Below are 13219 nucleotides of genomic sequence, written 5' to 3'. Positions count from 1 at the left end.
AATTAATTTATAGTGATATTCTTACCATTCTATTTATTGAATAATTGCTCTTTTAGCTCTTTTAGACTAACTACTCTAAATAATAAAATTTGCAGAACATAAAGTATTCCCCCTACAACCGCACATATAACAATATTAACCAGCGGTACAAAATTCATACCTGTCTTTAACAATGAAAGTGCCAAATACATAAGAATAGACGCTGAAAGTATTTTAAACATTGAAGCAAAAATTGGTACTTCTCTAAGATATCCTCTTGTAAAATACAATTGAAGGAGCCATACTAAGGCTTCCGTTAGTACCGATACAACTGATGCACCAATATAGCCAAATTTAGGTAGTAAAATTAGATTTAATCCCACACTAATAATCGCTGGAACCGTAGTTGAAATCATAAATTCTTTATTTTTATTATGAGGTATCAAAATTTGAATTCCCATAATATTCGTCCACCCAATAAAGAACATTCTAAAAATCATAATTGCTATTGCATACCTAGCATCTTGGAAATCATTGCCCAAGAAAAATTTTACAAAATCATTATTAATAATTAGCATGCCTGCAATAATTGGAAAAATTACCAAATTGTAGATTAAAAAAGATATCTGATGCATTCGATTCACGGCTTCATTATTTCCCTTTGATAAAAGGTTTGAAACACGTGGAAGCATGACACTTCCAAGAGAAGTTACCAAAGTAAGTAATATATTTACCAATTTTAAAGCTTGATCATAAATACCAACATCAGTAGTTGATGCTAAAGCACCGAGCATTGTTCTATCTAAAGTAACATACAAAGAAATTGCTATTTGAGGCAGAAACAATAAAATTACCGGTTTAAGATGTTGCTTTGCATAACATAAATCCAAGTGAGGCTTGTCAATAAATTCGCGAGCTGGAAACCACATACTTAACTGGCCCAATAATTCAAATACCGTCAATAAGGAAACATATAGATATAAATCACCTGGAGATTTGACAAATAAAAATATTGAAACAACTCCCACCAGTTTAACAGTAATATTTCTAACTGTTATCTTACGAAAGTCCTCCAAACCCTGAAAAAGCCAAGAAATATCCATTCCCTTAGATAATAAACTTAAACCTAAAATATACGCTACTGGATTCTGCATAAATGGAAATGCAAAGCACAAAATTATATATAATAAAATTGATAAGCATGTTGCACCAAACTGTAAGGTATAGATACCCCAGAAGTTTTTTCGAATATCCTTCCGATGACTTGAAATTTCTTTTGTCCCATAATTAGCAACTCCTAGAGTTGCTAAGAGAATAAAGTAGGTAACAATTGAATTGAAATATCCATAAGTTCCTAAATCGTTGGAGTTAAAAACCCTAGTAACATACGGTGTTGTGACAATTGGAAGAATAATTACCAATAATTGATAAGAGAGATTGTAAGCATAGTTTTTCAAAACTTTCATGACTATCTAACCTATTTTCCCTCTGACTTTTTTATACAATTTTACAGATACTAGAAACAATATATATTTCAATTTATTTTTCCTTGTGACATTTGGATTCGGAATAACATCTTTGAAATATTGAATATATTCTTTTCTGATTTTATTGACTTCAGCATACATACCTGAACTAAGCATAGCATGTACAATATGCAGACCATTAAAAACATAGCGAACATTCATGGCCGTTCTCATATCCCTATCACCTGAATAGTCTCGTTCAACATAACTTCTATTCCATTCCATTGCCTTGTAAAAATCTAAAAGACGATCACTATACTTAGAATTTACAATACTACCTGGTCTGCGATAGTATTTATAAAGGTTTAGGTCACTAACAGCAATATTTTTACAGGAAGCAATATGCTCATAAGCAAGAGCTAAATCTTCATACAACATTCCACTCGGATATGGAAACCGTAATAAGATTTCTTTCTTATATAGTTTACCACCTGAATGTGTCCCAACATAATTTCCATAAAACATTTCTTTTAAAGCTGTTCGACGATTTAATTTTTCAGAATATTTATCTCTGAAGTCTCCTAGGAAATTACTATTTGTATAGTTTCTAACTTCAATCACGGGAGTAGCTACAAGATCAACTTCATACTTGTCTCTGAGTTCTACCAAATATTCAATAGCTCTATGGTCATAATAATCGTCTGAATCAATGAAAACTATCCAATCTGTTGAAGATTCTTTGACCCCAGTATTGCGAGCATTAGACAATCCCCCATTTTCAATGTGCAGAACTTTTATTCTGTCATCTTCTCGAGCATATTGGTCACAAATTTCTCCAGAACTATCCGTTGAACCATCATCTACCAGAATAATTTCGATATTTTTATATGTTTGTTGTCTTAGACTTTCTACACAATAACTCAAACAGTTCTCGACATTGTACACTGGTACAACAATAGAAACCTGATCCATTATGATAATCCTTCCAAAATGATATCAACAATACGCTCACAAGCTTTTCCATCTCCATATGGATTACTTGCTTTACTCATCTTGCTGTACTCTGTTTCATCTTCTAGAAGAAGTTTGAAATTAGTATAAATATTATCTTCTTCTGTTCCTACTAATTTCAAGGTTCCTGCAGCAATTCCCTCTGGGCGTTCTGTTGTATCACGCATTACCAATACTGGTTTACCTAAAGAAGGTGCTTCTTCTTGTACACCACCCGAATCGGTTAAAATCATGTAGCTTTGATTCATAAAATTATGAAAATCAATGACTTCTAAAGGTTCAATGATTTTCATACGTTCATTGTTGCCAAACACTTTACTTGCTAGTTCACGAACCTTAGGATTCTTATGAATAGGATATACGACTTTAACATCTTCAAACTCATTTAGGATACGGTTAACTGCATTAAACATATTTTCCATAGGTTGGCCAAGATTTTCACGTCGATGAGCTGTTAGCATGATTAGTTTACTGTCCTTAGCCCACTCTAAAATAGGATGATCATAATGTTCTTGAACTGTCGTCTTCAAGGCATCGATGACAGTATTTCCCGTAACATAGATATTCTCTCTTCCTTCTTTTAGAAGATTCTCTTTAGCCACTTCTGTCGGAGCAAAATTGAAATCCGCAATAATTGAAGTAGTCTGACGATTGAATTCTTCAGGAAATGGACTTTGTAGATTATAAGTTCTCAATCCTGCCTCTACATGCCCAACTTTAATCCCCATGTAAAATGCTGCTAAAGCTGTCGCAAAAGTGGTTGTAGTATCTCCGTGAACAAGAACAATGTCTGGTTTTTCCTGCTCTAAAACTGCCTGAATTTTATCTAAAATACTTGTCGTGATTGTAAATAGTGTTTGATTGGCCCTCATAATTCCTAAATCGTAATCAGGAACAACTTTAAAGACATCTAAAACTTGCTCTAACATTTCTTTATGTTGACCAGTCACACATACAAGTGTTTTAATTGAATCATTTTTCTTCAACTCATTAACTAAAGGACACATTTTTATTGCTTCTGGACGCGTTCCAAAAACTAACATTACTTTTTTCATTTTGAATCTCCCATTAGTTCTTGATAAAATTTACGGTAATTCTCTAAAAACAAAGGATAGCTAAACTTCTCTTCATAATCTTTTTTAGCTTGAAGAGCTAACCTTGTTCTAAGAATTGAGTCAGTTGCCAAACTCTCAATAGCAGCAGCTAAGGCCTTAGCATCTTTCGCTGGAACCAGGACCCCATTTTCTTTTGTAACAACTTCATTTAATCCTGGAATATCTGTAGCAACCATTGTTTTTCCGGCCATAAATGCCTCAATTGCCACTAAGCCAAAACCCTCAAATACTGAAGGTAAGACGCAAAAATCAAAACTATTAATGCACTCGACTATATCCTGTCTATAGCCTAAAAAAGTTATTTTATCTTCTAGATTGAGTTCTTTCGCCTTATTTTCGAGTTCAGCTCTAAGCTCTCCATCTCCAACGATAAATAAATGAAGTTTGTCATCTACAATCAATGAGATAGCATCAATGAGATAGGTCAAACCTTTTTGTTCAGATAATCTTGCAATACAGCCTAACTTGATTCCATCAAACTCCATAATCTCATCAACTTGTCTATTTGACTGTTTCAAGATTACTCCGTTATAGATAACCTTACTGTCTGTAACTCCCACATCATCTTTCAAATTTTTATTTACTGCTTGACCAACTGCAATACTATAAGCATTTTTCAGTGAAAATCTATATAAAGACAACTTATCTTGAAAGACATTATGAGCAGTGTAAACGTGGACTAGCTTCGGATTAATCAGTTTTAATAACCGAATATAAAAAGCTGCCATTCGATGATGCGTATGAACTAGAGTAATCTCATTTGTCTTGATAATTTGATAAATACTAAGAATCAACTTTAACACTGTGAGAGGATTTTTGCTGTCTATATCCTGAATTTTATGATGGATAATTCCTCGAGTCTCTAATTCTCGTTCCCATAGACCTCCTGTAGAAGCAACATGTACACTATCAAACTCATCTTTCAAATCAGAACTCAACTGGTACACAATTCTCTCAGCACCACCAATATCCATTGTTCGTGAAATATGTAAAATATTATTTTTTCGTTTTTCGTTTCTCATCTAAAACTCGCTTAATAAAGGTAACATTCCCTACAAAGTATCGTTTAAAGAGACGCTTTGGTTCGTTAGCAACTCGGAACAACCATTCCAAGTTTGATTTCTGCATCCAAAGTGGAGCACGCTGAATGTGACCAGACAATACATCAAAGCTACCACCTACCCCCATAAAAATGGAATTCACTTCATTGCCCATAAATTTTTGAATGATGTATTCTTTTTTCGGAGAGGTAATTCCAACAAATACAAAGTCAGGATTCTTTTCACGAATATCTCCCTGAATATCTTGCTCATCTTCCTCAGAAAAATAACCATTACGATGTCCCACAACTCGTAGATTTGGATACTCTTCTTTGAAATTTTGTAACATATCTTGCAAAACTTCTTCTTTAGCGCCAAAGAAATACACTGAATAAGATTTCTCATTGGCTAATTTAAGTAATCTTTGCATCAAGTCAATTCCAGCAACTCGTTCTGGAACCTGGTAGCCCAAAAAGCGAGAAGCAAGAACTACCGATGCACCATCTGCATTGATGATTTCAGAATCGTTAACTATCTTTTTAATGACTTCATCTGACTGGCATTGGTTAATCTTATCAGCGTTTACGCCCATTAAATGAAGAGGACGTTGTTCAATGACAAAATTCTCAACTGCCTGTACTGTTTCATCCATTGTTAAGGGGTCAATCCTGACCCCCATTAAATCAAAACTATTCAAATTAATTTCCCCATGTAAACTCAAAATGGCCCTTACGTTCTGCTTCTTTTGGTAACTTCATGTAATCACCATATATTTTTGTTAAATATTCATCTGGGTTAGCATGGCAACTTATTTCTAAGTTCTCAAACTCTAGTAATTGTGGTTCACCAAATACTTCTTTTCTAGCAAGTTCACGTTCTCTGTAGGAACCTAATACATTACCAACGATTGAACTAGTTTCAAAATCATACTGTTTAATTAGATTTTGTAATTTGTTGTTAATGGTGGATGTTTTCAAAAGTTTATTTAATTGCAAAACTTTTGATATACTCACAATTGCATTTTCAAAACTTCCCCGATCTCTGTCATGAAGACGATCGATTACAGAAATTTTAGAAAGTGCACGATAGAATTTAATTTTGTTTGTATGAATAAAATAGCGAAAACTATCATCTGGATATCCATCCAAGGGAAAAATATCTATGAATGGACTACATAGTTCATCTCCAAATGGAATTTGTAAGGATGTATCCATAATAGAGGTATTACCTAAATTATCATCATGAAGTCTCAAAACAACATGTTCTGGAAGTTCCTTGTTACAAATAGACAAAAATTTTTCATAATCTTTTCGAGGCATCCCTAAATCCATATCATCATCCCAAGGAATAAATCCTTTATGACGAATTGCTCCTAGTAATGTTCCTCCCAAAGCATAATATCTTAAATCATGCTTACTACAAATAGCAATAAAACTTTTCAATAAAGATAATTCTCCTAGTTGAATTTCCCTCACTTTATTCATAATTTTACTTCGCCCCTTCTCTCATAAATACCACTTTGACGGTCTTTAACAATATTTCAATATCTTTCCAGATGGTCCAATCATCAATGTAGGCAACGTCCAGCTTGACAACATCATCAAAGTCCGTGATTTTACTACGTCCACTCACCTGCCATAGGCCAGTAATTCCTGGCTTAAAACTAAGACGACGTTTCTGTTCAGGAGTATATTTTTCATACTCATCAACTGTTGGGGGACGTGTTCCAACCAAACTCATATCTCCCATTAAAACATTCCAAAACTGAGGGAGCTCATCTAGACTGGTCTTACGGATAAATCTCCCTATCTTTGTTATACGAGGATCATCATCGACTTTAAACATACCACCTTGCATGGTATTTTGTGCAAGGAGCTCTTGTTTCTTTTTCTCAGCATCCACGCACATAGATCTAAATTTATAAAAAGTGAAATGTCGACCATTTTTTCCGATACGAGTTTGAGAAAAAATAGCGGGTCCGCCATCTTTTCGAATCACCGGAACCAAAACAATACTCACCAATCCACAAATAAGTAGTCCGATAATTGAACCTATGATATCAATGAAGCGTTTAGCAATGACATGGCTTGTCTTATAAAATTTTGTAGAAAACGTAATGACATTCAAGCCTGCCATTCCGCGAATCTTTTTATCGCTACCTAGATAGTTATTGAAAGCATTCAGGTTGACTGTCACGTCAATTCCCATTGTTTCAAAAAGAGAGATGAACTCCCCGATGTCGTACTTTTCACTTGGTAAATTGATAAAAACTTCATCAACAACTTCATGGGTAGCAAAGTCTAAGATGTTCTCTGCAGGTACAACGGTTACGGATGCATGCTGAAAATTAGGCTGATCCAAAACACTGACCGCCACCAATTCCCAAAAAATATCTCCCGACTCTATCAGTCTATCTACAACTTTCTCAACTCTGGAAGTAGCTGTTATCAAGAATATCTTTTTACTCCCCTTGAAATTTGGAAAGATACGTCTCCTATAGCGTTTAATGCACAGATTCAACAAATACAACAAAATAGAATGTATTGTCAAAAAATAAATCATGCCTCGTCTAGAGATACTAAAACGATCTTCTAAAAAGAAGTTTGAAATACTGATAGCTAAAGCAAAGAAAACGATATATTTTGTAGTGCTGATAAACTCAGCCAAATAACCCCTTTTAAAAAAATCGCGCTCATAATCACTAATGCTAAAAACAACAAAATGCAGAATGAACAAGATGATAACAGAGGTGTTCACAATCTCTGTTTCTCTTACAAAACTAAGTAAATAAGCTAATATAATGACAAGAAAACTCTGGATTACCGCCAAAGTAATCTTCAATCCTTTTTCTTCCATAATATCTTCCCTAAGCTATCTCTTATTTTTTCCCGTAAGAGCCATAAGCTCCATATGATCCATATTTTTCAACCGAGGTATTCAATTTATTTAATACAATCCCTAAGAATGGTTTACTTGTTTGTTCCAATTGTTCTTTGGCTTTTTGGATATCACGTCGATTTGTTTCACCAGCTGCAGTCACCAAAATCGAAGCATCACATTTCTGAGTGATGATAGCCGCATCAATCACAACCCCGATAGGAGCAGTGTCCACAATGATATAATCGAAGTACTTTCGCAAAGTATCAAGCATAGTCTTAAAATTCTCACTTTGCAACAAAGCTGTTGGATTTGGAGAAACGGAACCAGCTTGAATGACAAACAAGTTTTCAACATTCGTATCACATAACCCTTGTGATAAATCTGTTGTCCCTGATAAGAATTCTGTTAATCCCGTAATCTTTTCACGTGATTTAAAAACACCTGACATGACAGAATTACGGATATCGGCATCAATTAAAAGCGTCTTATATCCAGCACGCGCAAAGGCCCAAGCAATATTGGTAGAAGTAGTTGACTTCCCTTCCCCTGGTTTTACTGATGTAATTGAAATAACTTTTAAGTTATTTCCACTCAATTGTATATTGGTACGAAGCGCATTGTAATACTCCTCTGCTTTTCTTGCCAAATCTAATTTTTTTTGTGCAATTTCTAACGTTGGCATTTTTCTCTCCTATTTCAATTTATCCAAATTTGGAACAACTCCCAATAATGCAATTTGCATAACATCTTCAACGTCTTCTGGTCGTTTAACGCGTGTATCTAAGAGTTCAATAAGGAGAACCGCGACAATCATCACAACCGCTCCAGCGAGAAATCCAATCATGGTATTACGACGAATGTTTGGTGAAGATGGTGAGGTTGCTGGGCGAGCCTCTTCGAGTGTCGTCACATCCGAAACCCGTGTAACACTTATAATCTTTTGAGCTGCAACCTCTCTCAATGAGTTGGCGATACGACTTGCTTCTTCAGGCGCACGATCTGTAACAGAGATCGATACGATACGTGTATCAGCCGGTACGGTCACCTTGATTTTACTAGCCAAACCTTTTGAAGGAAGATCCAGTTTCAAATCCGTTGCGACCTTCTCCAAAACATCTTGTGATAGAATAATTTCGCGATAGTCTTTAACCAAGTAAGATCCTGCTTGCAAATCTTGGTTTGTCAATCCAGGCTTATCTCCCTGATTACGATTAACTACATAGATACGTGTCGTACTGGTATATTCAGGTTTCACGATAAAGCTACTATAGGCAAAGGCTACTACCCCAGTTACGATTGCTACCAGTGCAATTAGAACTTTCCGTTTCCAAAGAATTTTAAGCAATTGAAATACATCAATTTCCATCATATTTTGTTCTTTCATTGTTTCTCCTAAATTAATTGATCCATTATTATTTTTCGTGGGTTATCTTTGAAAAGTTCCTTCGCCTTATCTTCGCCATACTTTTTAGCAATGATATCATAGGCTTCTTCCATATGAGGTGGTCTGCGATCCAAGTTATGCATATCACTAGCGATGACGTGAACTAGATCACGTTCCAAGAAATACTGAGCTCTCTTTTTCATGAATTTGTAGGTTTCTCCAAAGAGTTTTGGTTTCAAGACATGAGAACTATTGACCTGGGTATAGCACCCCATATCAATCAGTTCCTGAACTCGCTTTTCATTATTTTCTAGAGCATCATAACGCTCAATATGGGCAACAACTGGTGTAATCCCTAACATGAGAATATCGCTCAGTCCTTTATGTATATCTCGATAGGGTGTATTCATGCTAAACTCAATCAAAGCATAGTGACTATCATTGAGGGTTGGAATCAATTTCTTTTCCAATTTTTCGACAACATCTGGCGTATAGTATATTTCTGCGCCATAGGCGATGACAAGATCATCTGCCACCTCCTTGGCCATTTCGCGAACTTTCAAAAAGTTAGTTGCTATTTTCTCTTCTGGTGTCTCAAACATCCCTTTCCGACGATGAGAGGTGGAAACAATGGTCCTGACCCCTTGACTATAGGCTTCTCTTAAAAGGTTTTTACTCTCCTCTATCGACTTTGGACCATCATCCACATCAAAAACAATGTGTGAATGGATGTCTATCATGCTACTTGCCCTCCATCACATCTTTGATAGCTGCCTTGGCTGTAGCCAAGCTACTTTCATCAATTTCCATCATATAGAGGTTGCTATCTGGCATAGCGTAGGATGGAAGATCCGTTCTACCAGTTCCTTTTAAGTCTTGGGAATTGACCTTATACTGACCGCCACTATCCAACTGTGTATTAACCAAGTCCATCATGGTTTCCAAAGGCATATTGGTTTGAAGAGAATCTTGCAATCCTTGAATAATGTTGTCATAATTCTTTAAAGCATCCGTTGATGTTAACTTCTGAATGATGGCGACAATGACTTTTTGCTGGTTCCGACCGCGGTCGCGGTCTCCATCCGCTAGAGAGTAGCGTTCGCGGACAAAACCAAGGGCTTTTTCAGAGTCTAGATGGACATTCCCGACAGGAAAATGGTACTGCCCATGCAAAGAAGTGAAATCTTGGTCATTATAAACATCCACACCACCTAGAAGGTCAATCAATTTCAAGAAAGAGGTGAAATTCAAACGAACATAGTAGTTAATATCAACTCCATATAGGTTTTCCAAGGTATGAATCGATGAGTCCACCCCATAAATCCCCGCGTGAGTCAATTTATCCTTTTGATTATTTCCTCCGTCCGCGATCGGAACATAAGAATCTCGAGGTGTTGTGGTGAGAAGGATTTTCTTAGTATCTCGATTTACAGTCATCAAGATGTTGACGTCTGAACGTGAAACTGAACTGATGGGTCCGTAAGTATCAATACCACTGATATAAATATTAAAGGATTGATTTTTAGATACCTTTGGTGCCGCAACATCCTTGGTTAGTTTTTTCGTATAGATTTTCTTAATCTTCGAAGCATAATCTGGATACTCTGCTTCAATGATATTTTCAAAGACGCTGTTCAAGACAATCGCTTTCGCATCACCTGAAATCAAGCTCTTATAGGCTGCTAGGTAAGATGCACTTTGTTCAACCGCCAAGTCTTTGCTCTGAGTCGTCTTAATATCCGCTATCAATTTTTGGATATTGTCATTATCCGTTTCAGTCGGACCTGTCACACTATCCAACTGGGTAACGTTGTTAATTTCACTATCTTTTAAAACCACAACACTCATCGAATACTCTGAGTAGTTTGATGTCGCATTGATGTGATTAGTCAAGCCCACAAATTGGTGCAGAGCAAATAGCGAAACCGAACTAGTCAACACCGCAAGTACCAAAAAGAAAATCGTGAACTTTTCAGCTTTCTTATATACTATCAAAAGTAGAGCTACGATAGCAGATAGTAAAACTAGAACAGTAGCTAAGATATTGAGATGCCTAAAGGCTAGGATATTATGTCTAAAAATTAAGAACAACAAAGAGCCACTCAATAATAAATAAATGGCTAATAAGGCTATGTTAATACTTCGCTTCACATTTCCTGAACGATTTCTCTTTGAACGTCTACTCATGGTAATCCCCTATACACGTTAATAATTATAATTATTATATCACAATCATGAAAGAAATTCCATCCATTCCTGCTAATATCAGCGTTTTCATTCATTTTTTCTTAGCTATATTTTGAATTTATGACTTCTATTAACGGAATCCTTGATAAAACAAAAACAAGGCCCCTTATTATGGGGCCCCATTTCTGTTTTTATTTGATATGATTTTCAAACTCTTTCTGGCTCTTTTCGATAGCCTTTTTACTTTCTGCTTCCCACTTAGCCTTGGCTTCATCAAATTGTTTCTTGGTAACAGGGTCTTTTTGCAATCTCATGTACTTGTAATTATTTCCGTCACCCTTGATACCTACTAGGGAGTAGGCACGTGTAAACGGAGTTACTTTAGTTACAGAGGCTGTACCACCATTTGACATAGCAGACATGACTAGAGAATTGTCAATCATCCAAGCTTGAGCTTCAGCGTATTTTTCATAACGCTTAGCGACATCTTTGTTCTCGGCATCTGCTTCTTTCAGGAGTTGTGTATAGGTATCTAACCCTAGACTCTTAATGAGCTCTTGGTCTTCCTTGGCATCAAGACCAAAAATTTTGAGATAGAAGCCAGTTTCAGCATTGAAGGGGTCTAGATAAGTTGATGGATCCTGGTAATCACCAACCCAACCATCAAAGTTTAGGTCGTAGTCACGAGCTGCTGGATTTGGTGCTAGGAAGGCAACATTTCCAAAGTCATCCGTAGAAAGCTGTTGAACATCAATGACGATATTGTCAGAACCTAGTACTGTTTCAAGGGTTTGTTTAATCGAGTTCATACCAGAAACCGCATTTTTATTCGTCTGATCAACAGGGACATCCAAATGGATTGGGAAAGCCACGCCTTGGGCTTCCAATTCCTTTTTAGCTTCTGCAAATTTTGCTTGGGCCTTTTCCTTGTTGAAGTAGGCATCTTGAGCGTCTACCAAATTGATGCCTGACCACTCAGTCCCGTAGTTCACAAGCTTAGAAGCTGTCACTTCTCCAAAGGTCTTATCTCCCACCTGGACAAATGTTGGTGGAACTAGAGTATTACGAAGGGTCTTGCTTGCTGCTTCTTCACCGTTAGATTGAGCAGAGTAGGCTGTTCGATCAATACCAAAGTTGATAGCCTGACGGAAGTTTTTATTTAAAATAGCTATTTGAGTTGATTTCTTTTGTTCGTCCGTTGTTTTAGCAGTATGATTATAGGTCTTACGGTTGACGTTAAAGTTAAAGTACCAAGATGTCTTGTCTTGTAAGCTATAAACGATATTGTCTTGGTATTTTTCTTTTGTCTTGGCATAGTTCGAACTATTTGGATAGACTCCCGCAATCGAGTAGGCGCCATTTTCAAAGTTTCGAATGGTCATCTCCTGATCTGACCCATCAAAGTAGGCTAACTTAACTTTTTCAATGGTTACTTTATCATGGTCATAATAGTGTGGATTCTTCACATATTCAATCGAAGATTTTGATGTGAAATCTTTTAACAGATATGGACCATTATAAAGGATACTGTCTGGTGTCAAGGTACCAAAATCTTTATCCTTTGATTTCAAGAACTCTTCGTTGACTGGGAAAAGAATACTATTGGTTGTCTTTGAATTCCAATACGGTTCTGGTCGAGTCAAAGTATACTCGACTGTGTAATTATCCAAGGCTTTGACACCAACAGTTGAAAAGTCATTGGTCACACCCGTCACATAGTCATTCAATCCCTTGATTGAATTTTGGATTAGATCCATGGCTTGTCCCTTGTTGTCCGCGGCATATTTGATCCCAGTGACAAAATCCTGAGCCTTGACTGAAGCATATTCCTCACCATCAGCCGTATACCACTTGGCATCTTTTCTAAGCTTGTAGGTATAGGTCAAACCATCAGCTGAAACAGACCAATCCTCCGCAAGAGCAGGTATGAGGTTCCCATAGCTGTCATTTTCTAGCAAACCATCTACGAGATTGGTAATAACGGCAGTGTTATCCGCATAGTAATCTAGAAGATAGTTGAAAGTTGTTGGATTCGCACTAAATGTTGATGAATAAGTGCTAGTACCTGTGTTGGACTGTCCACATGCAGAGATCAAAATCCCTGTCGCTAAGACAAGAGCTGTCCCGATTAGTCTTTTTTTCATTTTGATCATCATT

The 13219-nt window shown here is 36.4% G+C and carries 12 protein-coding genes; all 12 read right to left on the bottom strand.

Annotated features, from left to right (window positions below):
- Nucleotides 1-29: 29 nt before the first annotated feature.
- A complete protein-coding gene (locus KIH88_RS01650) occupies nucleotides 30-1445 on the bottom strand; it encodes a flippase (RefSeq protein WP_213988359.1) in 1416 nt (471 codons plus the stop codon).
- 6 nt (nucleotides 1446-1451) lie between these two features.
- Complete coding sequence (locus tag KIH88_RS01645) at nucleotides 1452-2417, bottom strand: glycosyltransferase family 2 protein (RefSeq protein WP_213988360.1); 966 nt, start codon at nucleotides 2415-2417, stop codon at nucleotides 1452-1454.
- Nucleotides 2417-3511 (bottom strand): non-hydrolyzing UDP-N-acetylglucosamine 2-epimerase, encoded by a 1095-nt coding sequence (gene wecB, locus KIH88_RS01640; protein ID WP_000757460.1) that lies wholly within the window; start codon nucleotides 3509-3511, stop codon nucleotides 2417-2419. Before wecB ends, KIH88_RS01645 begins: the two co-directional genes overlap by 1 nt.
- Nucleotides 3508-4593 carry a glycosyltransferase family 4 protein gene (locus KIH88_RS01635; RefSeq protein ID WP_001243383.1) on the bottom strand — a complete coding sequence of 362 codons (1086 nt, stop codon included), beginning with the start codon at nucleotides 4591-4593 and terminating at the stop codon, nucleotides 3508-3510. Before KIH88_RS01635 ends, wecB begins: the two co-directional genes overlap by 4 nt.
- Nucleotides 4568-5290: a WecB/TagA/CpsF family glycosyltransferase gene (locus tag KIH88_RS01630; RefSeq protein ID WP_213988408.1), complete on the bottom strand. Its 723-nt coding sequence runs from the start codon at nucleotides 5288-5290 to the stop codon at nucleotides 4568-4570. The genes KIH88_RS01635 and KIH88_RS01630 overlap by 26 nt, the downstream gene beginning before the upstream one ends.
- A gap of 19 nt (nucleotides 5291-5309) precedes the next feature.
- The gene (locus KIH88_RS01625; RefSeq protein WP_213988361.1) at nucleotides 5310-6095 is read right to left on the bottom strand and encodes a LicD family protein; all 786 of its coding nucleotides are present in this window, start codon (nucleotides 6093-6095) and stop codon (nucleotides 5310-5312) included.
- A 4-nt stretch (nucleotides 6096-6099) separates the two neighbouring features.
- Nucleotides 6100-7467, bottom strand: coding sequence for a sugar transferase (locus KIH88_RS01620; RefSeq protein WP_142357876.1), 1368 nt, complete (start codon nucleotides 7465-7467; stop codon nucleotides 6100-6102).
- Between the two features lie 22 nt (nucleotides 7468-7489).
- A complete protein-coding gene (locus tag KIH88_RS01615; RefSeq protein ID WP_001142501.1) occupies nucleotides 7490-8173 on the bottom strand; it encodes a tyrosine-protein kinase in 684 nt (227 codons plus the stop codon).
- A gap of 9 nt (nucleotides 8174-8182) precedes the next feature.
- Nucleotides 8183-8875, bottom strand: a complete 693-nt coding sequence (cpsC, locus tag KIH88_RS01610; protein WP_000664132.1) for a capsular polysaccharide biosynthesis protein CpsC — start codon at nucleotides 8873-8875, stop codon at nucleotides 8183-8185.
- 8 nt (nucleotides 8876-8883) lie between these two features.
- Nucleotides 8884-9615, bottom strand: coding sequence for a capsular polysaccharide biosynthesis protein Cps4B (cps4B, locus tag KIH88_RS01605; RefSeq protein WP_000565337.1), 732 nt, complete (start codon nucleotides 9613-9615; stop codon nucleotides 8884-8886).
- Between the two features lies 1 nt (nucleotide 9616).
- Nucleotides 9617-11062, bottom strand: a complete 1446-nt coding sequence (cpsA, locus tag KIH88_RS01600; RefSeq protein WP_213988362.1) for an LCP family glycopolymer transferase CpsA — start codon at nucleotides 11060-11062, stop codon at nucleotides 9617-9619.
- 191 nt (nucleotides 11063-11253) lie between these two features.
- On the bottom strand, nucleotides 11254-13215 hold the full coding sequence (locus KIH88_RS01595; protein ID WP_213988363.1) for a peptide ABC transporter substrate-binding protein: 1962 nt from the start codon (nucleotides 13213-13215) through the stop codon (nucleotides 11254-11256).
- Between the last annotated feature and the right edge of the window lie 4 nt (nucleotides 13216-13219).

The organism is Streptococcus oralis (genome assembly GCF_018448765.2).
Taxonomy (GTDB): domain Bacteria; phylum Bacillota; class Bacilli; order Lactobacillales; family Streptococcaceae; genus Streptococcus; species Streptococcus oralis_BM.
Note: the sequence above shows the minus strand (reverse complement) of the source record. Positions and strands in the feature narration are given on the sequence as shown.

Bases quoted from the DNA above. Each gene is read 5' to 3' on its own strand.
- KIH88_RS01650 (WP_213988359.1), bottom strand. From the start codon at position 1,445: ATGAAAGTTTTGAAAAACTATGCTTACAATCTCTCTTATCAATTATTG.
- KIH88_RS01645 (WP_213988360.1), bottom strand. From the start codon at position 2,417: ATGGATCAGGTTTCTATTGTTGTACCAGTGTACAATGTCGAGAACTGT.
- wecB (WP_000757460.1), bottom strand. From the start codon at position 3,511: ATGAAAAAAGTAATGTTAGTTTTTGGAACGCGTCCAGAAGCAATAAAA.
- KIH88_RS01635 (WP_001243383.1), bottom strand. From the start codon at position 4,593: ATGAGAAACGAAAAACGAAAAAATAATATTTTACATATTTCACGAACA.
- KIH88_RS01630 (WP_213988408.1), bottom strand. From the start codon at position 5,290: ATGGGGGTCAGGATTGACCCCTTAACAATGGATGAAACAGTACAGGCA.
- KIH88_RS01625 (WP_213988361.1), bottom strand. From the start codon at position 6,095: ATGAATAAAGTGAGGGAAATTCAACTAGGAGAATTATCTTTATTGAAA.
- KIH88_RS01620 (WP_142357876.1), bottom strand. From the start codon at position 7,467: ATGGAAGAAAAAGGATTGAAGATTACTTTGGCGGTAATCCAGAGTTTT.
- KIH88_RS01615 (WP_001142501.1), bottom strand. From the start codon at position 8,173: ATGCCAACGTTAGAAATTGCACAAAAAAAATTAGATTTGGCAAGAAAA.
- cpsC (WP_000664132.1), bottom strand. From the start codon at position 8,875: ATGAAAGAACAAAATATGATGGAAATTGATGTATTTCAATTGCTTAAA.
- cps4B (WP_000565337.1), bottom strand. From the start codon at position 9,615: ATGATAGACATCCATTCACACATTGTTTTTGATGTGGATGATGGTCCA.
- cpsA (WP_213988362.1), bottom strand. From the start codon at position 11,062: ATGAGTAGACGTTCAAAGAGAAATCGTTCAGGAAATGTGAAGCGAAGT.
- KIH88_RS01595 (WP_213988363.1), bottom strand. From the start codon at position 13,215: ATGATCAAAATGAAAAAAAGACTAATCGGGACAGCTCTTGTCTTAGCG.